Raw genomic sequence first — 26,413 nt, forward strand, 5'->3', positions numbered from 1 at the left:
CGGAAGTTCTATTAACTTCTGCTCAGGCTTTGTTGATTTTAGATCTTTTTCTTTTTAAATAATTCCCTGGGAGCTCCTTCATAATCTTCGATAGGTTTGTGAGTCCGATTGATGGGAATTTCGGCGAACCTGGGAAGATCATCGGAGGCCAGAAAGTAATGATTTTTTCTGTCATCTTTAATGATAATTTCATCATCTTCGCTGCATAGGACACCGTCTTCAATCTCATAATTTTTATTGGAAAGCAGGTAACTTCCTTTACCGTAACGTTTTTGCTTTTCTATGCCGGAAATTTTTACTCTTCCCATCCTGCCTTCAGCAGTTAAAGCTATCAGATCGGATTCTGATCCAGCGATTAGACCGACTTTTACCCTATCGCCCTCTGCAAGCCTGATACCAATCATTCCCTTGGTATTTCGGGAAGTAGGAGAGACTTCTCGGGAAGAAAATTTAATAGTTCTGCCTTTTTCGGAGACGAGCAATATATCATCATCGTTAGTAAGAGCACCTGCTTTTATCACTCTGTCCTGTTCGGAAAGATTAACTGCTTTTATTTTGCTCACAGAGCTTTTATATTCTTCTCCGCTGCTTATTTTTACCCTGCCTTTTTCAGTTATAATTACAATATGAGAGTTCTTAACCTGATCGTTCAGGGGAAGAACGTTTACAATGAATTCCTCGGGGGGGATTTTTAAGTATTCCGGCAGGGGATCACCGGTCGACAGTCCGTGATGATCATTGATCTTGTGAGCTGGAAGACTATAACAGCTGCCGATTTGCGTGAAAAACAAAATTTCATCGAGAGAATTTAATTTTAATATGTTTAAAATCTCATCTTCTTTGGCCGCTCTAATTTTATTTCTGCTGTCGGCCTTTTTCAATTTTTTCCTGAGCGAAAAACTGACGAAAACCTCTCTGTTTTTTATCAAATCCCGATGGTCAATCCTGGCCTGGCTGCTGTCTGAGATGATTTCAGTTTTTCTTTTGTCCCCGTATTTATCCTTGATCTCATTTAGCTCAGATATAATCTGGTCTCTTAACCTCTTTTCGCTGGAGATCAATTCTTTTAGATCTCTGATCTCATTCTTCAAATTTGCGAGCTGGTTCTTGATCTTCTTTCTTTCCATTCTGGCCAGACGATGTAACCGCATATTTAATATTGCATCGGCCTGAGTTTCGTTGATCTCCAGATTTTCGATAAGAGAGCTTTTAGCTTCTTTTCTCGATCCAGAATTACGGATCAGCTGTAAAATATAATCAAGATTGTCTATCGCGATTTTGAGCCCTCTTTTTATCTCGAGATCAGCTAGCTTTTCTTCCAGTTTAAATTCCGCTCTTTTTTTGACGACATTTTTTCGGAATGCATTAAAGTGCTGAATAATTTCTTTTAAGCTCATTACTTCCGGTTGATCATTGTTTAAAGCAAGCATATTGATACGCTGTTTTTTCTGGAGATCGGTATATTTATAAAGCCTATTCTCCACGATTTCTGGATCAGCGTCATATTTCAACTCCAGCACGACCCTAAGTCCCTGCTTATCAGATTCATCTCTCACGGAAGTCACTTTCTGCAGCCTTTCTCTGTCTATCTCTTTATTTATTCCCTCTATAAGCCTTGTTTTATTGACCTGATAGGGTATTTCTGTGATAACGATCCTGCGTTTGTTATCTTCACTCTCCAGATGGATCCTCCCTCTATTTACCACCCGTCCCTGTCCTGTTCTGTATGCTTTTTTGATCTTTTCCGAGCCGATGATCTTCCCTCCGGTCGGGAAATCAGGTCCGGGAATAATTTCCTCCAGTTTTTCAGCACTTAAATTTTCATTTTTGAGAAGAGCTATACTACCTTCGATTACCTCCTCAAGGTTATGGGGAGGAATATCCGTACTCATACCCACAGCTATACCGCTGGCTCCGTTAACCAGCAGATTTGGAAAAGCTGCCGGGAGGATGTCGGGTTCTTCGATAGTGCCATCAAAATTTTCCGAGAAAGGCACGGTATTATAGCTTAGATCAGCCAGCATTTCTTCGGCCAGAGTGGTTAATTTGGCTTCGGTATATCTCATGGCCGCCGCGTTATCACCGTCGATAGAACCAAAATTTCCGTGTCCATCGATAAGAGGATATCTCATGGCAAAAGGTTGAGCCATTCTCACCAGCGTATTGTAAAGAGCATTATCACCATGGGGATGAAATTTACCCAGCACTTCTCCTACAATTCTTGCTGACTTTTTATGAGTACCATCAGCTGATAATCCCAGTTCGTGACATCCATAAAGGATTCGACGGTGCACTGGCTTTAATCCGTCTCTCACATCGGGCAAAGCTCTGCTGACAATTACACTGAGAGAATAATTGAGATATGCGTCTTTCATCTTCTCTTCGATCGATATAGGAGTAATTTTTTCACTCATATTTTGCATTCTCCTCAATTCTATTTTTTAATATTTTGAGAACCATTTATAATTTAAGGATCTTCTTGTTATCAGTTGATAGATATCGTATAAGATCACAATTAAATGAGTTTTTTGACACACCTATTCACCAGCTGAAGACAAGAAGATCCTAATTTAAATTTGCAGCTGACTTAATACATTATACAATAGCTGATAACCGAAGTGCAAGATTGGCTAAATGCCGGGATATTTGATATAATGCTTGACAGAGATTAAAAGATAAAGCATTGTAGCGACAAAAAATCACAGAAATGAAAGTTGGGTGAAGTTTTTTATGAGCAGTGAAACCAAAAAAACCTACAGCGCCGAAAACATAGAAGTTCTGGAAGGTTTATCTGCTGTAAGAAAGCGTCCGGGTATGTACATAGGCAGCACTGGAAAAAAAGGGCTGCATCATCTTGTCTGGGAAGTTGTGGACAACAGCATCGATGAATATCTATCCGGGCATGGGGAAAAAGTCAGGGTCACCATAAATCAAGATGGCAGCGTCAGCGTAGAAGACAGCGGTCGGGGAATTCCGGCCGATGATTATAAGGATACAAATAAGCCGGCTCTGGAAGTGATAATGACCAACTTACATGCGGGTGGAAAATTCGACAATGAAAGTTATTCTTTTTCGGGAGGTCTTCACGGAGTTGGCGTTTCTGTAGTAAATGCTTTATCCAGGTGGCTGGAAATCGAAACCTGCTGGGAAGGAAACCTTTATTTCCAGCGTTATGAAAGAGGAGAAGCAGTTACCCGGCTGCTGGAGAAAGACACATGCAGCAATTCTGGAACCCGTATTACATTCATGCCCGATCCGGAAATTTTTACTGATGTTGAATTTCGCTATGAAACTCTGGCCAGCCGTCTCAAAGAGTCAGCATATTTGAACAGCGGTCTAAAACTAGTGCTCCGGGATCAGCGGGAAGGTGAGAATAAACAGGATTCTTTTTCCTTTTCCGGGGGATTGAAGCAGTTTGTCAGTTTTTTGAACAGACACCACGAACCCATTCACGAGAATATAATTTATCATGAACAGGAACTGGATGATTGTTATATGGAGCTGGCCCTTCAGTACAATGGTTCTTATACGACCAGAATTTATAGTTATGCCAACAATATCAAGACAGATGAAGGAGGTTACCATGTAACAGGATTTAAAACCGCCCTTACCAGAGCGGTTAACAAATTCGCCTCCAAAAATGACCTCTTAAATAAGAGCGATCCCTCGTTAAAAGGAGGGGATATAAGGGAGGGGCTGACGGCGGTTTTGAGTGTCAGGCTTGCCGAACCTCAGTTTGAAGGCCAGACAAAGAATAAACTCGGCAACAGCGGCATCAGAAGTGAGATAGAGTCGGCTGCCTATGATTTTCTGAAGGAATTTTTGGATTACAATCCGGAGATAGGCAAAAAAGTTGTCGAAAAGGCTTTGGCGGCTGTAAAGGCCAGGCAGGCATCCAAAAAAGCCAGAAAGCTGAATAAAAAGAAAGATGCTCTGAATAAAAATAATCTTCCGGTCAAGCTGGCAGATTGTTCGAGCAGAGATCCTCAAAAGAGCGAACTTTTCCTTGTTGAAGGAGATTCTGCCGGGGGATCTGCCAAACAGGGACGCGATAGAGAGTTTCAGGCTATTTTGCCGCTGAAGGGTAAGATTTTAAATGTCGAAAGAGCCCGAATGGAAAAAATTCTCAACAACGATGAAGTGCTGGCGATCATAAAGACTCTGGGGACAAATATCGGAGATGAATTTGATATATCTGATTTGAGGTATAAAAAAGTTATTATAATGACCGATGCAGATGTTGACGGTGCGCATATAGAAACTTTAATCCTGACTCTATTTTACAGATATATGCGGGAAATAATAGAAAGAGGCCATGTATTTCTGGCCCGGCCGCCTCTTTACCAGATCAATGAATCCGGGAGCACAGAATATCTTTACAACGATCGGGAATTGAATGATTTCAGGGAGAAAAAAAGCAGCAGCAATTTTTCTTTACAGAGATATAAGGGGCTTGGTGAGATGAATCCATCACAGCTCTGGGAAACCACGATGGACCCGGAAAGCCGTCGGCTTATGAAAGTTGAAATTGAAGATGCTCTGGAAGCTGACGAATTATTCACACGACTTATGGGCAGTGATACCTCTTTGAGAAAAGAGTTTATTTTGAACAATGCCAGCAGAGTTGATGAGCTGGACATATAGATTTTGAAGTAAATAAATATTATGGTATAATTGTCGCAGGGATTAAAATTTTTAATCATCACAGGAAAGGAGGTTCTTCATTGGAAAAATATCAATGTACTGTATGCATGTATATCTATGATCCGGAAGAAGGTGACCCCGACGGAACAGGGGGAGTCGAGATCGAACCAGGAACATCTTTTGAAGATATACCAGAACAATGGGTCTGCCCTGAGTGCGGTGTAGGAAAAGATCTGTTCGAAAAGTATTAATCTTGAGCAGCAGCTTTGATCCTTTGAGTCTTTTAAAAAGTTAAGTCTGTGTTTGAAAATATTAAATTTATATTTTGAGATTGCAAAAGCCAGGGCCAGATCGGTCCTGGCTTTATCATATAGTAGCTTAGCCTGGCTTAATATGAGTCGAGTTAAGTGTTAAATTGAATTTATCCCCCTTATATAATACAATAAATAGGTGAACGATATATGCATATGTCAGGTTGAGTTAGCGAGGTGTTTCTACTAAACCATGAAGGCACGAAATTATCATGTAATAACTTACGGCTGTCAGATGAACGAACATGATTCTGAAAAAATCAGAGGTATGCTGGAAAGTATGGGTTACAATGAGGTAAAAAAAGCTGAAGAGGCTGATATTATAGTAATAAACACCTGTCTAATACGGGAAAATGCCGAATTGACAGTTTATGGAAAGGTTGGAGCGCTGAAAAAATTTAAAGAAGAAAATCCTGATCTGGTTCTGGCTGTTGGCGGCTGCATGATGCAGAAGGACACCACGGCCAAAAAGTTGTACAACAAACACCCCGAAGTTGATATAATTTTTGGCACTCATAATCTGCCCCGACTGCCCTCCCTAATAGAGAATGTGAAAGAAGGAAATGATAAGATAATAGAAATTTCTGATGCCCCCCTGGAAGCTAATAAGGACTCGGAAACTCCCGTCAAGCGGGAAAGCGATATTAAGGCCTGGATAACGGTAATAAGGGGCTGTGAAAATTACTGCAGTTACTGCGTTGTCCCGCATGTTAGAGGGCCGGAAAGAAGTCGGCCGGAAGCCCAGATATTAGAAGAGATAAAAGGAGTCGTTTATAATGGCGTAAAAGAGGTTACTCTGCTGGGGCAGAATGTGAATGCTTACGGCAAAGATCTCGAGAAAGATAAGAATTTTGCTGATCTGTTGAAAAAAGCTGCTGATATTAAAGGTCTGCAGCGGATAAGATATATGACTTCTCACCCCCGCGACTTTGATGAGCAAATGATAGAAGTAACGGCCGGCACCGATAAAATAAGCTCACATTACCACCTTCCTGTACAGTCCGGCAGCGATTCTGTGCTCAAAATGATGAATCGAGGGTATACCCGTGCGAATTATTTAAATCTGGTGGAAAAGATCAGGAGTCATGATCCAGCAGCAGCTATTACTACCGACATTATTGTCGGGTTTCCAGGAGAGAAAGAGAGCGATTTTCAAAAGACTATAGATCTGGTTGAAGAATGCAGATTTGATATGGCCTTTACGTTTGCTTACTCTGAAAGACCTGATACCCGAGCCCAGAAGATGGAAGATGATGTTGATCCTGAGGTCCGCCAGGAAAGGCTGCAGGAACTTATGGAAGTCCAGAATCGGATCAGCCAGGAAAAAAATCAAGAGCTGGTCGATGAAACTGTAGAAATACTGGTCGAGGGTGAGAGCAGAAAAAATCCCGAAACTTTTGCCGGGAGAACAGAAACCAACAAACTCGTGATCATTCCTAAAGATGAAGGCTTGAGAGGAAAATTGATACCGGTTAAAATAAATGAAGCCGGCAGCTGGACACTTTATGGCGAACCTCTCATTTAAAGGAATTTTGAGGTGATGATATGTCTGATGAACTGACCCCGATGATGAAGCAGTATAAGTCGTTGAAAAAAGAATACGACGACTGTATTTTGTTTTTCAGGCTGGGAGATTTTTATGAAGTTTTTGAGAAAGATGCCAAAATAGCAGCCAGACTTCTGGATATCGCGCTGACTTCCCGCAATAAAGGGTCTGATGGAGATATTCCGATGGCCGGCGTTCCGGCCAAGTCGGCTTCTTCATATATAGCAACCTTGATAGAAAAAGGCCATAAAGTAGCGGTATGCGAGCAGATGGAAGATGCTTCCGAAGCCTCGGGCCTGGTGGATAGAGATGTTGTGAGGGTGATAACCCCCGGTACAATTATTGAGGATGAGATGCTCCCCGAAAACAAAAACAATTATCTTGCTTCAATTTTTATCCAGGGAGATAATTATGGTTTCTCTTTTCTGGATATATCCACTGGAGAATTCTCGGTGACAGAGGTTTCCGAATTCGAAACCATCTCCGATGAGATAGACAGGCTGGAACCGAGTGAAATAATTATTGAAGAGCGATTGAAAGACATGGATGATTGGCAGGATATTATAAAAAATCGCGATTTTCAGGTTTCGGAAGCGGAAGGGTTTAAAGTTAAAGAGGCTGAAGACCTTGTCGAGGATTTTTTCCAGATCAATTCGCTCCAGGCCTTTGGCTGTGAAGAGATGAAGGCCGGCCTGGCCGCTGCCGCTGAAATAATAAGTTACTCCCGGGAGACTCAAAAACAAACTCTCGATCATATAAAGTCGCTAAATCCTTATAATGTTTACGATTATATGGTTTTGGACGCTGCCACCAGAAGGAATCTGGAATTAACAGAAACCATTAGAAAGAAAAAACAGTCCGGTTCTTTGATGTCGGTGCTCGATAAAACTGTAAACTCCATGGGTTCAAGGCTTTTAAGAAAGTGGATTAATCGTCCTCTTCTTGATAGTGATGAGATTAAAGCCCGTCATGAGGCAGTTGAAAATCTGCTGGGCGATTTTGTTAAAAGCGAAAAGCTGCAAAATTTGCTGGCCAGCGTTTACGATCTGGAAAGACTCCAGAGCAAGATAAGTTATGATACGATAAACCCCCGGGATATGGGTGCTCTCAGATCTTCGCTGGAAATTATACCCGATATAATCGATCTTTTAAACAATTTTAATAGCCCCTATATTGAAGAGATAAAAGATAATATTGATACTATGGATAATTTAAGAGCCTTATTGAAAAAAGCTCTCGTCGAGGAGCCGCCGCATTCTCCCAAAGAAGGGGGGCTTATAAGAGAGGGTTTTAATGACAGACTCGATGAGCTGAGGAGCAGCCAGAAAGAAGCCAAAGACTGGATAGCCAACCTTCAGCCCAAGGAAAGAGAAAGAACCGGAATAGACTCCCTAAAAGTAGGTTTTAATAAAGTTTTTGGATATTATATAGAGGTGACCAATGCCAATCTTGATAAAGTTCCGGATAATTATACCAGAAAACAGACCTTGAGCAACAGCGAAAGATATATAATTCCCGAATTAAAAGAAAAGGAAGCTGCGGTTTTAGGGGCTGAAGAGAAGATAAATGATCTCGAATATGATCTATTCTGTGAACTGAGAGAAAAAGCCGGGGATAATTTATCGCGTCTAAAAAACACTGCCAGACAGCTGGCCAGGCTGGATGTTCTTCTCTCCTTCAGCAGAACTGCCCTGGAAAATGATTACTGCCGGCCTGAAATAAAACAGGATGATCTTATTACGATAACCAGGGGAAGACATCCGGTTGTAGAGGAAATGGTGGATGTTGATTTTGTGCCCAATCATACCAGGCTGGACAGGGAAAGTAATAGGTTTTTGATTATAACCGGGCCTAATATGTCGGGTAAATCGACCTATCTCCGACAGGTTGCCTTGATAGTTCTTATGGCGCAAATCGGTTCATTCGTGCCGGCTGATTCGGCCAGAATCGGTGTTGTCGATCGAATTTTCACCCGGGTTGGAGCCAGCGATGATCTCTCCACCGGCCAGAGCACTTTTATGGTCGAGATGAACGAGGTCAGCAACATAGTTAACAATGCTACAGAGAATAGTTTAATTATCCTGGATGAAGTCGGCAGGGGCACCAGCACCTACGACGGATTGAGTATAGCCTGGGCAGTGAGTAAATATTTGAATTCTCCTCAAAAAGTAGGGGCCAGAACGCTTTTTGCCACTCATTATCATGAATTAACCGAGCTTGCCAGAAATGAAGAAGGTGTCAAGAATTTAAATGTTCTGGTCGAAGAAAAGGAAAATGACATAGAGTTTTTATATCAGATAGAGCCGGGCTCGGCTGAAGAGAGCTACGGAATAGAGGTGGCCAAGCTTGCCGGTCTGCCTTCAGAAATAATACAGGAAGCTCAAAATATGCTGACCAGACTGGAAGAGCAGCAAAAATATTCATCTCAATCCATGTCAACTTTTAAAGATAATGCGGAAGAGAGTCTTAACTCAGGCTATGCTCCCGGTCAGCTGCAGTTTTTTGACGTCAATTCTGGCTCGCAAAATGAACATGATCAAATAATTGAGGAGATAAAAAATGTGAACGTCAATAATACCACCCCCCTTCAGGCCCTGGAGCTGCTTCACAAGCTCAAGCAGAGGGCTGCCGGCAACAGCTAAAAACCTCATTAAGTTGTGATCTTATACGATATCTATCAACTGATAACATGAAGGCCCTTAATTTGCAGCTTTTTTACTGCCGGGTTCTCCAGAATAAAAAATTTTTGGATATTCCCAAGAGGAGAATTTTTATGAGCTCGAAAAAAAATGAGATCAAAAAATTGCCCCGACAAGTGCGCAATCAGATTTCGGCCGGTGAAGTGGTAAAAAGGCCGGCATCAGTCGTAAAAGAATTGATTGAGAATTCTATCGATGCTGGCGCTGACAAAATAAGTGTAGAAATTACAGAAGGCGGCAGAGAGAAGATTATGGTCAGGGATAATGGGATCGGTATTCCTTCTGACAAAATAGAAGAGGCTTTTGAACGATATACTACCAGCAAGATCAGAGAGATAGACGATATTCATTCTCTGGAAACTCTCGGTTTTAGAGGTGAGGCTCTGGCCAGTATAGCTTCAGTCTCTCGCCTTAAAATAAAATCCCGGTATCAGTCTGAAAAAAAAGGGACGATCATAAAATTTGCAGGCGGTGAGAAAAAAGAGAGAAAAACTGCCGGTTTACCAGTGGGAACCGAAATAGAAGTCAGGGATCTATTCTTTAACACTCCTGCCCGATTTAAACATTTAAAAAAATCTGCCACCGAGGCCAAACAAGTATCCCGCAGAATAACCGCCGAAGCCCTGGCATATCCGGAAATAAATTTTTCTTACGAAAATGATGGCAGCGAGAGAATGAAAACCCCCGGGGATGGAAATTTAAAGTCGGTTATTTTTCATCTTTTCGGAGAAGAAATCTACAGCGAACTCATAAAGGTTAATTCCAGCTCTAAAATATTAGAACTGAGCGGTTTTATTGCCGGACCAAAAGTTACCAGATCCTCCCGGCGTTATGAGTTCTTTTTTATCAACAGGCGTCCTGCCATCAATGGAAATCTCAGGAAAGGGGTAGAATCCGGGTACAGCGAATACCTGAATAAAGGTAAATATCCGCTTGTTTTTCTCAACATCAGCATAAATCCTATTCTCACAGATTTTAATGTTCATCCCAACAAGAAAAAGATCAAATTTAGCCGGGGCCAGGAAATAAGAGAGATAATAGCCGGAGAAATTGAAGAGGCTTTAAAAAATTACGAAGGAACTAAAACGGACATTAATCAGAAAAGGGAAAACTTTAACCCAAAAAACATTAAAAAGACCGGATATAAAAGAGAAAGTTCTGCTGAAGAATATCACAGGGGCCGTTTTGATTTTTCCAGTGGAAATATCAAAATGAACGATAAAGGGGAGGATTATAAAGGGGATAATAAAACTGATCTTTCCCTTCCTGATGGCAGTTTGAATCCTGATAACAGGACAAATTTTGAATCTGAACCTCCTGCAAAAGCGGATAATCTCAGCCGTGGCGTTATAGGTCAGCTGCATAATTTATTTATCCTCTATCAAAGCAGAGATGGCCTTTTGATAATAGATCAGCATAACGCCCATGAGAGAATCATTTATGATAAATTGAAATCCAGAATTGACTCCGGAAAAATAGAGAGCGAAATGTTAATCACACCTATCAACCTTACCTTAAGCCCGGATGAAAAAGAGAGACTACTTGAAATAAGCGATTATTTAAATGATCTGGGTTTTTCCATTGATAATTTCGGACCTGATAGTTACGCAATAACGGCAGTTCCACTGTTCATAAAAAATAATCAGGATAGCGATCCCAAAGAGACACTCAGGAGGCTTTTAGAGGCTGATATAAAGCTGGCACCGTCCGATATTCAAAAGGAATTGCTCAAATATACCTGCTGCAGACAGGCTGTAAAAGAAGGAGTTTCTCTGAATATAGAAGAAATGAAAAGAATTTGCAGAAAATTATTTGAAACTTCCAATCCTCATCTCTGTCCCCATAAAAGGCCGATAATAATAAATTATAGCCTGGATCATCTGAAAGACGAAGTAGAGAGACCTTAACTCAACCAGCTCAGTGTTAATTCTTGACTGAATCTACTCAGGAGAGATAAAAATGTCCAAAAACAGGGAAGAACTGCTCGTAATTTTGGGACCAACAGCCAGCGGTAAGACTTCTTTTTCTGTGAATTTATCTAAATATTTTCAGGCAGAAATTATCTCAGCTGATTCCATGCAGGTATACAGAGATATGGATATTGGGACTGATAAAATTGATAAAGAACTGCAAAAATTAATACCCCACCATCTGCTGGATATAATAAGCCCGGAAGAAGAATTTTCAGTAGCCGAATACAAAGAGAAAGCGCGAAAAAAAATAGCAGAAATCAGCAGCAGAGATAATATTCCTGTCATGGTAGGAGGTACAGGTTTATATATAAGGTCAGTGCTGGAAAATTATACCCTTCCCGATCTGCCAGATGATAAAATACGAAATAAGCTGAAAGATTTTGCTGATAGACGGGGGGAGAAAGGAAGAAAGATGCTGCATGCCCGATTGAGAGGGATCGATCCTGCATATGCCCGGAAAATTCATCATAATGATGTTAAGAGAGTTACCAGAGCCCTGGAAGTATTTTATCTAACGGGTAAAACCAGGACCTATTATGGATACCTTCAGAGCAAAATGCCACCTCCCTATAGAGATTTAAAGCTGGGCATATGGAGAAAGCGCCAAAAGCTCTATGATCGTATTGATTCCCGGGTGGAAGAGATGTTCGACGAAGGGCTTCTGGAAGAGGTAAAAACGCTCAGGGAGAAATATAATTTTAGCAAGACCGCGGGGCAGGCTCTGGGTTATAAAGAATTATTTTCTTTTCTGGAGGGGGAGATAAACCTGGATGAGGCCAAAGAATTAATCAAAAAAAGAACCAGAAGGCTGGCCAAAAAACAAATTTCATTTTTTAAAAGAGATAAGGATATAGTCTGGTTTAATCCGGACGACTGGCAGAGTTATGAAGATTGCCTGCTGGAGGCAGTCAATTTAATTTCAAAGAGTTTTGATTCGGTAGAATTCAATTTCAAACTCAAACATGCAGGAATATAAAATTTTTTATAGAAATGTGTATAGAGAATTCAAAGAGATTGTTAAATGTCACCTAAAGCTGCATATCAGGATAAAATGCTGGCTGAGGCCAGCGCCAGCGAGACAGATTTAGACAGATTTAAAATTTTATCTCATCAACGGTTTTTTACAGGTTGTGTCGCAGGTTTTGATCAATTTACGATGGTTTTAAAGGGAGATAAGGGAGAAAAACAGCTGGTTTTGGTTTATAAGCACGCGATCTCTACTATTGCAGCCGATGACTCGCTTTTGGAAAATAATAAGGAGGAAGTTAATGACTGATAAAACTGAATTTGAATTTTACAAGTACCAGGGTTTGGGTAACGATTTTATAATATTTAATCCCGATTTTACTGATGACTATGATATCAGTCCAGAGGAAGTCCGAAAACTTTGCGATAGAAATTTTGGAATTGGTGCCGACGGTATTCTGCTGATTTCACCTTCTGGTTCGAGTGAAGACGATGAGTATCCGGAATTTGATCTGACAATACATAACAGCGATGGCAGCACTGCTGAAATGTGCGGTAATGGAGTGAGATGCATAGCTCATTATTTGAAAGATCAAAAAATAATAGAAAAGGGTGTGAAACTTAAAACCGGGGCTGGAGAGATTACTCCAGAGCTGGAATCATATGATTTTGCAGCTGGCCGATCAGATGTTAAGGTCGATATGGGCAGCCCGGAATTCGATCCCGATAAAATTCCGGTGGACTGGAATTATTTCTTTGAGAGCGATAAAAAACATAAGCCTCGGGAACTATTTGAAGTGAAATATAACTTTTTCGCCGATGATGACAGCGATTACCGGGTTAATTTTGTTTCAATGGGCAACCCTCATGCTGTCTTTTTTGTGGAAAAAAACCTGGAAAGTCTTCCCCTGAAGAAATGGGGTCCTAAAATAGAGACTCATTTCATATTTCCAGAAGATATCAATGTTGAATTTGCCCGGATAATTGAGCGGGACAGCATTGAAGTCAGGGTCTGGGAAAGAGGCTGCGGGATCACCCTGGCCTGCGGAACTGGAGCATGTGCAGTGGCCGCTGCCGCAGTCAAGAAAAATTTAACCGAAGAAGCAGTGAATGTTTCTCTTCCAGGAGGAGATTTGAATATAGACTGGAGCGATAAAAGAATTAAGATGACCGGACCATCGCGTAGAGTTTTTCGAGGTACTGTTGATATTTCTAGATAAATAATAAAATAATTAAAATAGAAAGGATGGGATATTATCATGGAAGTCAATATCGAAAGAGCTGACAGAGTTAAAAATCTGCCCCCCTACTTTTTTGCCGAAATCGATAAAATGATCGACAGAGCCAGAGAAGAGGGGGTTGATGTGATAAGTTTTGGGATAGGTGATCCAGACCTTCCCACTCCCGACCACATAGTTACTGCTATGAAAGAAGCTGTTTCAGATCCTTCCACCCATAGTTATCCCAGTTATGAAGGCCTTTATGAATTTAGAGAGGCTGTCTGCGACTGGTATGACGAAAGATTTTCGGTCAATTTAGATCCTGAAGCTGAGATAGTATCGCTGATAGGTTCAAAGGAGGGACTGGCTCATTTTCCCTTCTGTTATATAAATAAAGGCGATCTGGCTCTCGTTCCCGACCCAGCTTATCCGGTATATGAAACAGCAGTCGTTATGGCCGGAGGCAGTACTGTTTCTTTGCCCATGACTCCGGAAAATGATTTTCTCGTTGATCTCAGCGAAGTACCAGAGGAAAAGTTAAAGAAGGCTAAACTGCTGTTTATTAATTATCCCAATAATCCTACCGGCGCGGTAGCAAACAGGGAATTTTTCAGGGAGATTGTCGATTATGCCCGGAAATATGAATTCCTTGTAGTTCATGACGCTGCCTATAGCGAGATAGGTTTTGATGGTCATGAACCCCCAAGCTTTCTGGAGGTAGAAGGAGCAAAAGAAGTGGGGATTGAATTTGGCTCCCTCTCCAAGACATTTAATATGACAGGCTGGAGATTGGGCTGGGCTTTGGGCAATGAAGAGATGATAGATGCTCTCAGCACCATCAAGACCAATGTTGATTCCGGTGTATTTGAAGCAATTCAGAGAGCTGGTATCACAGCTCTTAAAGGAGATAAATCATGCATCGAAAAAATGCAGGAAGTCTATAAAAAGAGAAGAGATCTTCTGGTTTCCGGTTTAAATGATCTGGGCTGGGATGTAAAACCCAACAAAGGCAGTTTTTATCTCTGGATTGAAATTCCGGAAAGCTATGAGGACAGCCAGGAATTTTCGGAAGATGTCTTCAAGGAAACGGGAGTTTTTCTCACTCCGGGGATAGGTTACGGAGATGCAGGAGAAAGATTTGTGCGTTTAGCTCTCACAGTGACAGAGGAGAGGATTAAAGAAGCTCTCGATCGCCTGGAAGAATTTTTCAAGCTGAGGAGATGAAAGCAGAAAATGTCATTTGTAGACTGGCATACTCACCCTTATGCTCATGGAGAAAAAGATCTTCGGCCCTGCCAGAATAAAGAAATTCTAAAAAAGTATGTTGATTTTGCCCGAGAAAAAGGCCTGCGGGGTATAGGTTTTACCGATCATGATTGGTTCATCGAAGATTTTGACTTTGATAATATGTATCATGTCAAAGAAAAATATGAATTAGAAATCAATATAGGTATCGAATTCGAATATATTCCCGGGAGGGAGGGCGAAATAGAGGAGATATTACATGATTATCCGCTGGAATACAGCATCGGTTCGGTCCATCAAATAAATGGCTGGGAATTTGACAATCCTGAATATAAATTCAAATTCGAGGAGCTTTCTTACAGGCAGCTTGAAAACACCTATCAAGAATACTTTAATATAGTAAAAAAATCTGTGGAAAGCGATTTGTTCGATATAGTTGGCCATCTGGAGCTGCTGAAAATATTCGATTATAGTATAGATGATCGCAGAGAGATTTTAGATATGGTTGATCCTGTCCTTAAAGCTTTAACTGACACCGATACAGCTCTGGAGATAAACACGAATGGCTTAAACAAACCGATCGGCGAATTATTTCCTGCTCTTGACATATTAAAGCAGGCGGATAATTATGGAGTTAGGATGGTTTACAGTTCTGATGCTCATGCCCCTGAAAGAACGGGAGAGAACTTTGAGTTTGTAGATAACATCTTGAAAATTTTGTAATATTTGTCTGAGGTGATAAGGATTTTCTTCACGAAAGAGGGCAAAATAAGAAAAAATCAGCTGATTACCTATCCAAATAATAGTTATGAAAAGTTAAAATCAGAAGCCAGAGAATGTCAGCGCTGTCATTTGAGAGAACAATGTACCCAGGTAGTAATGGGAGAAGGAAGCCTGGAAAATAGAATCATGCTAATTGGAGAAGGGCCGGGCGCTGATGAAGATGAAAAGGGTAGACCATTTGTAGGTCGGGCAGGTCAGCTTTTAAACGATATTATGAAAGATGTAGGGTTGAAAAGAGAAGATCTCTATATCAGTAACATAGTAAAATGCCGACCGCCTGATAACAGAGCGCCCAAAAATGACGAGATGGAGGCCTGTTCGCCCATTTTAAAAGCAGAAATTGAGATAGTGGAGCCTAAAGTAATTATGCCGCTGGGCTCCACTGCCTTAAATTATCTGGTCGAAGATGGCCTTTCTATAACCAGCAAAAGAGGAGAATGGATAGAAAGAGGAGAGCTTTTCTTTTTACCGACTTTTCATCCGGCTTATATTTTTAGAAATAGAGGGGCCGAAGAAGATGTTAGAAGAGACTTTAAGGTTTTGAAAAAAGCCAGTGAAAGAATAGAAGAGCTTTATGACTGCGGCTTTTAAAATAATAAGACTTCAATTCTATCTTATATTGCGAAAAAGCCCAATTACCTTGCCCAAAATAGATATATTTCGGTTTTTGATCGGACTATAGGCGGGATTTTCGGGCTGCAGCTTAATTGTGTTATCTTCTTGATAATATCTTTTAACAGTTGTTTCATCTTCGAGTAAAGCTATCACGATGTCGCCATTTTTGGCGACATCCTGTTTTTTTGCAATGACATAATCACCGTCATTGATACCTGCCTCGATCATGCTGTCCCCCTGAACCTGCAGCATAAATATATCGCTGTTACCCGGGCTGAAAAAATTAAGCGGAATAGGGAAGAAATCCTCGATGTTTTCCTCCGACAGAATTGGAGTTCCAGCTTTCACTCTGCCTACGATAGGAACTTCAATTATTTCACTGCTTTCTTTATCCTCATTTAATTCACTTAAAACTTCGATAGCGCGCGGTTTTTCCGGATCTCTGCGGATATATCCTTTTTCTTCAAGAGTTTTTAGATGACTGTGAACAGAAGCAGGGGATTTTAATCCGACAGCCCTGCCGATCTCACGTACAGAAGGAGGATACCCCTTGGCTGCTATTTCTTTTTTGATATAATTTAATATTGTTTTCTGCCTGTTACTTAAGTTTTCCAATTTGAATTATACCTCCTTAGTGGTATTTGAATTAACTCAGATAAGATCGGCTGAAAAAGAGAATGAATTTTTGAGATCTTTTTGCGTAAAATTTGTATTTTACGCAAAAGTATTTTTTGAACTCTTATCTACCAATAAATCCGAAATTAATTATTTGATCGCAAAAACATGGTTGCCTATCTCTGCTGTCTTTTCAAGTGTGCGAAACCAATCCAGATTATCGGCTGTTTTTGGATTGTAGAAATAACGGGCTCCCTGACTGGGATCATTACCTTCCAGGGCTTCAAAAACGGCCAGGTAAGCAAGAGTTTCAGGGTCCTGAAAGTACTGACCATCTGTAACAGCTGTAAACTGTTCTGATTGATATATAATGTCTGGTATACTATCGGGAAAGTTCGCAGCCTCCAATCTGTTTAATACTACTGCAGCAACAGCAATCTGACCAATGAATGGTTCACCTCTGGCTTCACCATGAACCAGCTGAGCCAGTTTATTTATGTCGCTTTCATCGATGCTTTTGTCTCTCATTGTACTTCTGATTTCGCTTCTTCTATCATCGTCGTATATTAAATCCATGGGAGCTTCTTCAGATACTATTTCTCTGTCATCTTCCCTGTCAACTCTGTAAATTTCTTCATCATCCCTATGCGGATCTTCAATATCTTCATCTTCTTTTTCATCACTGCCAAAAAAGTATTGAGTGGCTGTTAAAATTAATACTGCCACTCCAACTCCCTTGAGAACGTCCTCGCCATCAAAATCGGAAGCGTGAACAGTGTTATTGTTATTCAAATCAGGTAACAAAAATATGCCGCTGGTGGAAATAATGAAAAAAACAATCAGGATAATTATAGTAATAATTTTTGTTTTGATTTTATAGTTATTGATCTTATAGTTATTTTTGTCAGACTGTCTTTCAATCAATGATTTATCATCCATTGTGTTATCCCTCAATCACTGTAAAATTGAAATCAAAGAAATTACGCCTACTGCACCTATGTAAAGCATATGATCGCTCTGTCCGCTTTCTATTTCTTCTATTCGTTCCTGTCTTTCTTCTTCTCTTTCTTCAAGGGCGGTAAGACGCTGTTCTAAGTTTTCTATTCTTTCTTCATACATCTCTATATCTTCCGGCTCCTCAGGAATGTCGACCGGGTCTTCAATATCTATTGTTTCTTCCAGCTCATGCACTCTATCTTCCAGATTATCCAGTTCATCCTGTCTGGCCCTTAATTCTGCGATTTCATCTATAATTTCATCTACTTCATTCTGAAGAGCCGCAGTATCATCATGAACTTCAGCTATATCTTCGCCCTGAATTAATGTTTCCTGTTCTAATTCTTCCATTCTCTCCTGAAATAAATCCATTTCATCTGCCAGATCAACCAGTTCATCCCTGAATTCGACTGAGAGCTCTCTGAGCAAATCTAAGTCATCTTCTTCCATCTCCAGATGACCTTCGTCCAGGTCTTCCAGCATTTGAGCTAAAACTTCTGCCAGTTCAAATCTTGAAACCCGATTTGTGCCTGCAAAAGTATCATCATCATAGAGACTCATATAACCTCTTTCTATCAATTTTTCCACGCTTTCGTAGGCCCAATGTTCTTCCGGCACATCTTCAATTTCTAAACCCATTACAGCAGGAGAAAAGCTGGTTACAGCTATAAGTGTTGTTACCAGAAATGTAATTAAAACTGCCCTTTTCATTATCATTGCCTCCTGTTTCATTTTAGTAATTTATCTTAATTCTATTCTTTCATCGCCATCAGTAATTAATTTTATATTCAACAATTCAAATTTCTGCTTGATTTCCTCCAGTTCGAGGTGATCTTCTAAAATTCTGAAACGCATAGTAGCCAGTCCGCCCTCCTCGACGTTGTCAGGCAGTTCCTCCTGAAACCCAAAAATGTTTTCAGAATATTGCTCGGGTCCTCTCCAGCTCATCATCCTGTTATCTCTGACAAAAAATGTTCCCCGGCTTGCATGCATAAATTCCAGATTTTCATCATCAAATTCCAGTTCAAATTCTATCTCATTTATGTCCTCTCCGAGATTGACCCCTCTGATATCGACTGTTATTATACCTCTATCAATTCTTGAGGTTTTGAAATCAAAGTAAACTTCAGCTTCTGTGGAAGGAATATAAATTTCTTCCTGGATTGAATCAGATAAACCAGCTTCTCCTTCTAAATTTAAAGCGACGGGAAAATAGCCTTCTATATCATGGGGTCTAACCTTCCATCTTAGCTCAAGATCTTCCCCGGGTTTAACAGAGCTGCTTTTCCGCCGACTTCTTTCCCTGTCGGTGAAATCTATTCCGGGAGGAAGAACCAATTCTCCGGAAAAGTTATTTATGGCACTGTCACCTGTATTTCTTACCACCGCTTTGATAGTATATGGCATGGGAGTTAATCTGCCGTCTTCCACTCTGAATTCTTCCGGGGCAAAAAATTCAGCTTCCATTGTGGGTGTCAATAATTCAATCTCCCTTTCCAGAAGATTGGAATCTGTATTGTCAGCTTCAGCTACGACTTCAAAACTGCTGCTCCTGGGTAATTGATCAGCAGCAGGAGATGCATAAAAATTCACCTGTGCCACATCCTGTGCCTCGAGATTGCCTATTTCCCTCTCAGCTTCCTCAACCTGCAAATAATCAGGCAGATTGAGAGAAATGCTGACATTCTCTGCGGTAATTTCGGTGGTATTTTCAACATATGCTACTATAGGCAGTTCTGGTGTGTCTGTAGTAAAGGCGAATTCTCGGGGAGAGCTGATTCCCAGCGAGAGCATTCCTGGAACTTTAGTGATACCTCCCAGCCCATAAGTTGTCGAATAGCTTACTGTCTCACCGGGTTCAATAGTTTCAGGCTCCCAGTACAGGGCAATAGCGCTATCTCTTTCATACTCACCTTCTCTTAAAAATTCCCTGCCCGGTTCAAAATTAAAATCCCAGGCACCATCAGCAAGACTTCCCCAGTTTGACATATAGACATCATCCGGCGGGGTTACTTCTTCGCCGATAAAAGAGCCCTGAGAAGTGATCTGGGGATCAGTCAGAGAATCAAAGGACTGATAAAAGTTGGGCAAATCCTCGCTCGTCAAATTAGTATCTGTTTCGATTGCTTCTTCCTGAACTCTAAATGGTGATCCATCGACTTCTCCCAGCATAGTATCGAGCATAATTCTCAGACCGGTTTCATGAGGTTCATCGTCGGTGTTGGTGATTTCATATTCGATTAAAGCTGTATCTTGCAGGCCAGTTGTCGTACTCTTTACAATTTCCAGATACTGAGTGACCATCAAATCCTCTATTTGATATTCAGTGATTATTTTATCATCCTCCACCTCAGGAGGTCTGATTTTTTCGCCAAAATTAGTGTTTTGACCGGCTCTCCTCTCAGTTTCTCCGCCAAAGCTGTAGTTTACACCGTCGATTCTTACAGTGGTAAATGAAGTCCAGGGAATTGGTCTTCCATAAATCAGAGGCATGTTTTCATCATCATCTCTGCCGGGATCTCCGCCTGTGGTTTCTACTGCAAATCTTCCCCGGGCATTTTCCTCGGTGTTGATAACCACGGAAATAAAATCGTTATAAATTCTCAGATTGCCATGCTCATCGATTCTTTCGTTTATATCTGACTCCGCCTGCATCGGGACCGGGGCGGCAGAGAGACAGATAATACTGATTACCGCAGCTAAAAAAACTGTATTCAGCAGATTATTTTTGTCAATCATTTGCTGACCACCTCTGAAATTGTATTGCTAAAATAGTTCATTATTCAAATTGAATTTCAACTAATTCATAATTAATATCTGGATTTCCATATTCGTCCAGAGAGAAATCAATTAAAATATCCATGGTATAAGCGCTGGCATATGATTTAAAATTCCATCCATGTTCTATTGTGTTCAAAGCATTCCTGTCCATAGCCTCAATGCCTGAAGATTCATAGACGGATATTTCTTCAATATCTCCAGCCTGATTAATTTCAGCCGATATTACTACCTCTCCAGTCTCGCCTGGACCAACCGAGTATTTTGGATAAACAGGGAGTTGAGAATCCAATACCAGTTCGCCAGCAGCAGGAGGCACTTCTTCTTCGACTTCCTCTTCTGATAGATCTGATTCTTCCTCAATAGATGTTTCTGTTTCCTGCTCTGATTCTTGATCAGCTGTAGATATCTCTTCTGTAATTTCTTCTTCCTGTTCGGGTTCTTCCCGGGCGGCTTCAGCAGATTCTTCATCATCTATTTCTTCAGCTGTCTCGATCTGCTCTTCAATTTCTCTTTCAGATTCTTCAGCAGTTAAAACTTCTTCATCGACTTCGCCGACTTCTTCAGCTTCGGTCTCTTCCTCAAAAGCCTGCTCATCCGCCTCTGCTTCTGTCGGACTTTCTTCGACTTCTTCTATCTCAGAATCTGTCTCAGTTTCTTCATGCTCAGCTATTGCTTCTGTATCTTCTGCCTCAGCTTCCATAACATCTTCACTTATCTCCTCGTCAGCAGTCTCAACATCAGAAACTTCTTCGCTTTCATCTGGCTCGATTTCCTGAGTTTCTTCAGCCTCTTCAACCTCCGACTCTTCTTCGGTCTCTGAGTCTTCTTCAGAGACATCCTCTTCGGTTTCTTCTTGATCTTCTGATTGTTGTTCCTCTACATGTTCTTCAGCATACAACCTTTCTTCTTCGACAGGTCTATCCTCAGGTAAATTTTCAAAATCAACAAACTGTATAAATTCAAAATCAACCCTGTCTACTCCGTCCGGGTTTAAACCTGAAGCCAATCCTCCCCAGGGCAGAAAGTAAAACAAGGAAAAGTGTATGATTAGCGATATAATCAAAAACACGTATAAATTATCGAAAGGAAACTTTTTATTCATAATAATCTCTCCAGATTATATTTCTCTTTCAGCAGCAAGAGCCAGGTTATATATGCCTTCCTGTCTCAATCCATCCATAACATGTATAAGATATTGATAACTTACATTTTCATCAGCATTTATAACAACGACTAAATCTTCTTTTATCTCTCCATCTTCCAGGGCTGTATTTCTTACTTCAGCTCTTATTTCATCCAGGGACATGATATCTCCTTCCAGAGAATACTGTCCCTGTTCGTCGATATTTACAACTATATTTTCCTGAGGCTGTTCAACGACGGTTTCCGCGCTCGGAAGCTGTAAATCCAGCCCTTCAGGTGATGCCCTGAAAGTGGTAAAGAGCATGAAAAAGACCAGCAGAAAAAAGATCACATCGATCAGAGGAAGTATATTTATAGAGCTTTTGTTGTCATGAGATGTTTTTAACATTTTCTTCATACTTTTCACCTCTGTCGTTGCCATCAACTACATCCATTATCTCGACAATACTCTGATTGAGCTGATGAGCTCTTCTATCGACTATTTTAGAAAAATAAGAATAAAAAATAGCTGTAGGTATAGCAATTATTAACCCTATGGCCGTACTGATTAAAGCTGATGCTATTCCAGCGCTGATCTGAGTGGGATCGCCTATTCCGGCAGCACCTCCCAGAATATTAAAGCTGCTTATAATTCCCAGCACAGTTCCCAGAAGACCAAGCAGTGGGGCTATCATAGCTATTACATCGAGTATGGTCAGATGTTTTTCCATTTTTCTTATCTCATTTTGACCTGTTACCTGTAAAGCTTCTCTTATTCTCTCAGAATCTTCATCAAGGTTCGATAAAGCTGTCGATAAAAGTTTAACATTTGGCCCCTTTTTACCTTTCAACTGGTTATAAGCTGACATCGTATCTCCTTCATCGATCATCATTTCTACTTTTCTGATTAAATTTTTGTTGTCCTGTTTATTTTTGGCGAAAAAAATTGTTTTTTCTATAATAACTGCCAGGCTAAAAATAGATGCGATCATCAGAGGTATAGCTGTTGGGCCTCCCAGTGATAATACATTCCAAATTTCCTGCAAGTTTGATCACTCCTTTTCCCAAAATGAATTATCGATTTTATCTGTCGAACTTTCAGAGCTGGTTCAAAACATTCTCAATGAGTGTCCTGCCAAAAAGATTGCGATCATCAGTCTATTTACACATTAATTAAACTTCTACAAAAAGGCTTCAATTCCTCTTTTTTTAGTCATACAAAAGTTCTATATATAGAAAGATATATAATAACAAGATTTTAACAAAAAATTTGGCAGCGCAGGGCTGCCTAAGTTTAAAAGTATTTAAATGAATTATGAAGAATTTTGAGTCAATATTTATATATTGGAACTGTAAGATACAAAGCTGCGTTCATGAAATGTTATATCTTCCAGCCATTATTATCATGATAGTGATCTTATAAGATATCTATCAACCGAGTTTTCAGTACAGGAATGCAAAACCCTTGATAATCATCCCTAAAACGCCCAGGCTTATCAAAAGAGTGGGTACATATTTATATATTTCATCGGCTTCAGAAATTCTCACCTGTTCTTTGATAGTGCCTATGAGTATAAAACCAAAGTAAAAACCTATTGAATTTGCCAGAGCTGTTATCAACATAACATCCACACTCAGGCCTCTGTCAACCAGAATATATTGAAGACCAACCAGCGGGGCCAGCATCAGGAAAAATCTGGGGACTCCTAAAAACTCACCCTGAAATTCCCCTGTCTTCTGCAATACGAAGACGGCTCCCAGGGCAGTCAGCAGAAAGATCCAGCCGTGAGCAAACTCCAATTCCAGAGGTAGTGAAGCAGCAATAATAGTTCCTACAATAGCGGCAAAAAACAAACCCAGTGAAAATTTTACGCCTTTAATTAATGAACGCCTCACTCCTGCTGTTTCAACCAGGGATATCAGTACTCCTAAAAAATAAGCAAATATTATATTTTGAGGTATTATATTTTCCAGAAAAATTCCAAACAGTTCACTCACTTTGAGCTCCCTCCTCGAGTTCAAATATCGTATCGCTAATTATATTTACAGAGAGAAGTTTTCTTACTATCAACCATAATGTCCCCAGAATAATAAATGCTCCAGGTGTTCCTTCAAAAGAACCCAGAGGCGCAAATCCCACTTCGAAAAATGACCTGCCCAGCACCGATCCAAAACCCAGCAATTCTCTAAAGAAGCTTACCAGAACAATGGATATGAAAAAGATATTGAGCCTCTTCCAGAGCCCTCCCATACTTACTTCTGTTTTGCAGCCATAATAAGTTAAGGGGGTCACACCTATCAACAGGATATACATGCCGCTGTACTGATAAATTTCCGGATACATTACAGCTGAAATCAAATAGGCTGAATATGACAGGGATATTCCCAGTGCCAGAAACAGAACCCAGTGAGCGCCAGCCAGTTTGTCTCTATTTAACAAACTGGAAAAGCCTCTTAAAATCAAAGATATTATTATTAGGGAAGCAGCTAAATATACCGCAGTCTGCAGATTTCTGCTTCCGCCTAAAAGAATTAAGATACCCAGAATTAAAACCTGTTCAAACATATTATTAAATCTATCCATAAAGTTATATCACCCTCTCTCTTTATTCTGCCCTATTTAATGCCGAATTTACCGCATCCAAAAACCCCTGGCTTGATTGAGTGGCTCCGCTGACAACATCCACATCAGCGGTCTGTTCTCCAAGAATTTTATTCTTCAGCAGCAAAAAGGCCTGTTCACCCAGTTCCTCAGATTCACTGTGCTCGAGAACGTTGATTTCCTGGATAATTCCCTCTTCTATTTTTACTTCAACATGCACGATATCTTCATATCCTTCTCCTTTTCCTTCATAAGTTCCATCATTATAATCCACAGGAGGTGTTTTTAAATCACGGGCAGCAGTCCAGGCTTCACCAGCTGCTTCTATAAAACCTTGACTTGAACCTGTAGCTCCCGAAACAATGTCCAGCTCGGGACTCTGTTCCTCCAGAAATTTTTCCGCCAGTCTTGTAAAAGCCGGTTCAGCTATATCAGGAGAGTCACCGTGTTCTATAACTCTAACGGAGTTCATAATCCCATCTTCTACAGTTATCTCAATTTCTACATCATCGCTATACCCTTCACCTATACCTCTGTGTGATCCGTCTTTTAATTCGGAGGATATATCTTCTATTTCTGCTTCATCTTTCGCCAAAATATCGACTTCACCATGAGCTGCAGTTAAAGCTTCATCAAGAGCAGAAATAAATCCTTCGCTTGATTTTGTAGCTCCGCTTACAATATCTATATCAGGACTCTGCTCTGCTAACACTCTATTTTTCAAATCTTCAAAAGCAGGTACTGCCAGATCATCAGAATCAGAATGTTCTATGATATTGAGTTCTGAAATAAATCCTCCTTCAATTTTTACCTCCAGCTCAATTTCGTCATTATAACCCTGGCCGACACCGGTATAAAGACCATCTTCGTAATCAACCCGGGGAGTTTTAACAGCTCCAGCAGAAGATATCGCCTCCTCCAGCGCCTCTATGAATCCTCTGCTGGAGCTGGTAGCCCCGGAAACCGTACTTACATCGTAATCCTGGGTTTCGATAACTTTTTCTTTTAATTTTTCAAAAGCTGGATCGGCTTTATCAGGATTGTCATCGTGAGTTATAACTTCAAGATCAACTATTTTACCTTCTTCTACAATCATCTTAAGTTCTATATCATCCCGATAACCTTCCCCAATTCCTGTATAATTTCCATCCTGAATTTCAAAATGAGGTTCCGAAGAAGGATTGTTGCTGCCGGAATTGTTATTCTGATTAGTATTTGAGCTGCTGTTATTTCCCTGATTTCCAGTATTATTTTCATCCAGCCTGGCCTCATCCAGAGCAGCTTCGACTGCCTGCAGATAGCCTTCACTGGAGCCGGTAGCACCGGAGGCTGTATCTACATCCGTGCTGCGGGCTGAGATCACAGAATCTTCTAGCTCGTTGAAGGCTAACTCCGCAAGTCCTTCAGAGTCTCCATGGCTTATAACTTCAATATTTGTAATTTCGACCTCATTAACTGTGACATTTACTTCAATATCATCGTTATAACCCTCGCCGATACCGGTATATTCTCCGGCTTCGAATAAAGCTTCCTCTTCCTCTTCAGGTTCTTCGGGCTCTTCGAGTTCAGCCAGGGCATTATCAACTGCTGCCAGAAAGCCCTCGCTGGAACCAGTAGCCCCCGAAACCGTGTCAACATCGGTGCTCTGAGCGGCGATGACATCATCTATTAGGTCTTCGAAAGCCGGCTCGGCGATGTCAGGAGTTTCCTCGTGTTCGAGGACCTGAATATCGATGATTTCACCGTCTTCGACCATCACCTCGACTTCGATTTCGTCGTTATATCCTTCGCCGGCCCCTGTAAATGAACTTTCTTCAGTCACTTCAGGTTCTTCTTCCACTTCCTCCGGTTCTTCTACTGGCTCTGCTTCATCCAGCCTGGCCTCATCCAGAGCAGCTTCGACTGCCTGCAGATAGCCTTCACTGGAGCCGGTAGCACCCGAGATGGTGTCGACATCGGTATCCTGAGCAGACAATACAGCTTCCTCCAGATCTGCAAAAGCCGGTTCAGCGATGTCTTCGGTTTCTTCGTGACTTAAAACTTCGATGGCAGCGATCTCTGTTTCATCTACGGTGACTTCCACCTCTATGTCATCGTTATAACCCTCGCCGATACCGGTATATTCACCGGGTTCATAAATTGCTTCCGGATCTTCTTCGGGATCTACATCTTCTTCAAGTTCAGCTAGAGCTTCATCGACGGCTGCCAGAAAGCCTTCGCTGGAACCGGTAGCTCCCGATGCAGTATCTACATCGGTGCTTTGGGTAGCCAATACTTCGTCTATAAGGTCTTCAA

General features: G+C 40.9%; 22 protein-coding genes. 11 read left to right on the forward strand and 11 right to left on the reverse strand.

Annotation, left to right across the window (positions count from 1 at the left end):
• Window positions 1-38 precede the first annotated feature (38 nt).
• On the reverse strand, window positions 39-2,414 hold the full coding sequence (locus BLT15_RS07365) for a DNA gyrase/topoisomerase IV subunit A (RefSeq protein WP_159429857.1): 2,376 nt from the start codon (window positions 2,412-2,414) through the stop codon (window positions 39-41).
• 316 nt (window positions 2,415-2,730) lie between these two features.
• On the opposite strand from BLT15_RS07365, the gene gyrB reads away from it, so the two are divergent.
• The 11 genes from gyrB (at window position 2,731) to BLT15_RS07420 (ending at window position 15,978) form a co-directional block, all read left to right on the forward strand.
• Window positions 2,731-4,644, forward strand: coding sequence for a DNA topoisomerase (ATP-hydrolyzing) subunit B (gene gyrB, locus BLT15_RS07370; RefSeq protein ID WP_089760276.1), 1,914 nt, complete (start codon window positions 2,731-2,733; stop codon window positions 4,642-4,644).
• A gap of 80 nt (window positions 4,645-4,724) precedes the next feature.
• Complete coding sequence (gene rd, locus BLT15_RS07375; RefSeq protein ID WP_089760278.1) at window positions 4,725-4,895, forward strand: rubredoxin; 171 nt, start codon at window positions 4,725-4,727, stop codon at window positions 4,893-4,895.
• 253 nt (window positions 4,896-5,148) lie between these two features.
• Complete coding sequence (miaB, locus tag BLT15_RS07380; protein ID WP_089760280.1) at window positions 5,149-6,480, forward strand: tRNA (N6-isopentenyl adenosine(37)-C2)-methylthiotransferase MiaB; 1,332 nt, start codon at window positions 5,149-5,151, stop codon at window positions 6,478-6,480.
• 20 nt (window positions 6,481-6,500) lie between these two features.
• Window positions 6,501-9,143 carry a DNA mismatch repair protein MutS gene (gene mutS / locus BLT15_RS07385; RefSeq protein ID WP_089760282.1) on the forward strand — a complete coding sequence of 881 codons (2,643 nt, stop codon included), beginning with the start codon at window positions 6,501-6,503 and terminating at the stop codon, window positions 9,141-9,143.
• A 131-nt stretch (window positions 9,144-9,274) separates the two neighbouring features.
• A complete protein-coding gene (gene mutL, locus BLT15_RS07390; RefSeq protein ID WP_159429858.1) occupies window positions 9,275-11,107 on the forward strand; it encodes a DNA mismatch repair endonuclease MutL in 1,833 nt (610 codons plus the stop codon).
• Between the two features lie 52 nt (window positions 11,108-11,159).
• Window positions 11,160-12,149 (forward strand): tRNA (adenosine(37)-N6)-dimethylallyltransferase MiaA, encoded by a 990-nt coding sequence (miaA, locus tag BLT15_RS07395; RefSeq protein ID WP_089760287.1) that lies wholly within the window; start codon window positions 11,160-11,162, stop codon window positions 12,147-12,149.
• Window positions 12,150-12,194: 45 nt separating this feature from the next.
• Window positions 12,195-12,449 carry an RNA chaperone Hfq gene (locus BLT15_RS07400; RefSeq protein WP_089760289.1) on the forward strand — a complete coding sequence of 85 codons (255 nt, stop codon included), beginning with the start codon at window positions 12,195-12,197 and terminating at the stop codon, window positions 12,447-12,449.
• Entirely contained in the window at window positions 12,442-13,359 is a 918-nt protein-coding gene (dapF, locus tag BLT15_RS07405; RefSeq protein ID WP_159429859.1) for a diaminopimelate epimerase, read from the forward strand. The genes BLT15_RS07400 and dapF overlap by 8 nt, the downstream gene beginning before the upstream one ends.
• Window positions 13,360-13,398: 39 nt before the next feature.
• Window positions 13,399-14,583, forward strand: coding sequence for an LL-diaminopimelate aminotransferase (locus BLT15_RS07410; RefSeq protein WP_234985542.1), 1,185 nt, complete (start codon window positions 13,399-13,401; stop codon window positions 14,581-14,583).
• Window positions 14,584-14,592: 9 nt separating this feature from the next.
• The gene (locus BLT15_RS07415) at window positions 14,593-15,327 is read left to right on the forward strand and encodes a histidinol-phosphatase (protein WP_089760293.1); all 735 of its coding nucleotides are present in this window, start codon (window positions 14,593-14,595) and stop codon (window positions 15,325-15,327) included.
• Between the two features lie 12 nt (window positions 15,328-15,339).
• Window positions 15,340-15,978: a uracil-DNA glycosylase gene (locus tag BLT15_RS07420; protein ID WP_234985546.1), complete on the forward strand. Its 639-nt coding sequence runs from the start codon at window positions 15,340-15,342 to the stop codon at window positions 15,976-15,978.
• An 18-nt stretch (window positions 15,979-15,996) separates the two neighbouring features.
• Here BLT15_RS07420 and lexA read toward each other — a convergent pair whose 3' ends face one another.
• From lexA to BLT15_RS07470, 10 genes are all read right to left on the reverse strand, one after another.
• The gene (lexA, locus tag BLT15_RS07425) at window positions 15,997-16,617 is read right to left on the reverse strand and encodes a transcriptional repressor LexA (RefSeq protein WP_089760295.1); all 621 of its coding nucleotides are present in this window, start codon (window positions 16,615-16,617) and stop codon (window positions 15,997-15,999) included.
• A 150-nt stretch (window positions 16,618-16,767) separates the two neighbouring features.
• The gene (locus tag BLT15_RS07430; protein WP_089760297.1) at window positions 16,768-17,556 is read right to left on the reverse strand and encodes a cell wall hydrolase; all 789 of its coding nucleotides are present in this window, start codon (window positions 17,554-17,556) and stop codon (window positions 16,768-16,770) included.
• 15 nt (window positions 17,557-17,571) lie between these two features.
• On the reverse strand, window positions 17,572-18,324 hold the full coding sequence (locus BLT15_RS07435) for an S-layer homology domain-containing protein (RefSeq protein ID WP_159429860.1): 753 nt from the start codon (window positions 18,322-18,324) through the stop codon (window positions 17,572-17,574).
• Between the two features lie 30 nt (window positions 18,325-18,354).
• On the reverse strand, window positions 18,355-20,352 hold the full coding sequence (locus BLT15_RS07440; protein ID WP_089760301.1) for a COG1470 family protein: 1,998 nt from the start codon (window positions 20,350-20,352) through the stop codon (window positions 18,355-18,357).
• Between the two features lie 40 nt (window positions 20,353-20,392).
• The gene (locus BLT15_RS07445; RefSeq protein ID WP_159429861.1) at window positions 20,393-21,400 is read right to left on the reverse strand and encodes a TonB family protein; all 1,008 of its coding nucleotides are present in this window, start codon (window positions 21,398-21,400) and stop codon (window positions 20,393-20,395) included.
• A 111-nt stretch (window positions 21,401-21,511) separates the two neighbouring features.
• Window positions 21,512-21,934 carry an ExbD/TolR family protein gene (locus BLT15_RS07450; protein WP_234985543.1) on the reverse strand — a complete coding sequence of 141 codons (423 nt, stop codon included), beginning with the start codon at window positions 21,932-21,934 and terminating at the stop codon, window positions 21,512-21,514.
• The gene (locus tag BLT15_RS07455) at window positions 21,906-22,562 is read right to left on the reverse strand and encodes a MotA/TolQ/ExbB proton channel family protein (protein WP_234985544.1); all 657 of its coding nucleotides are present in this window, start codon (window positions 22,560-22,562) and stop codon (window positions 21,906-21,908) included. The genes BLT15_RS07450 and BLT15_RS07455 overlap by 29 nt, the downstream gene beginning before the upstream one ends.
• Window positions 22,563-22,959: 397 nt before the next feature.
• Window positions 22,960-23,514, reverse strand: coding sequence for a hypothetical protein (locus BLT15_RS07460; protein ID WP_089760305.1), 555 nt, complete (start codon window positions 23,512-23,514; stop codon window positions 22,960-22,962).
• On the reverse strand, window positions 23,507-24,100 hold the full coding sequence (locus BLT15_RS07465; protein ID WP_089760307.1) for a hypothetical protein: 594 nt from the start codon (window positions 24,098-24,100) through the stop codon (window positions 23,507-23,509). The genes BLT15_RS07460 and BLT15_RS07465 overlap by 8 nt, the downstream gene beginning before the upstream one ends.
• A 22-nt stretch (window positions 24,101-24,122) precedes the next feature.
• Window positions 24,123-26,413, reverse strand: a 2,291-nt coding sequence (locus BLT15_RS07470; protein WP_143423038.1) for an FMN-binding protein, incomplete at its 5' end; no start/stop codon positions are given.

This window comes from Halarsenatibacter silvermanii (assembly GCF_900103135.1).
Taxonomy (GTDB): Bacteria; Bacillota; Halanaerobiia; order Halanaerobiales; family Halarsenatibacteraceae; genus Halarsenatibacter; species Halarsenatibacter silvermanii.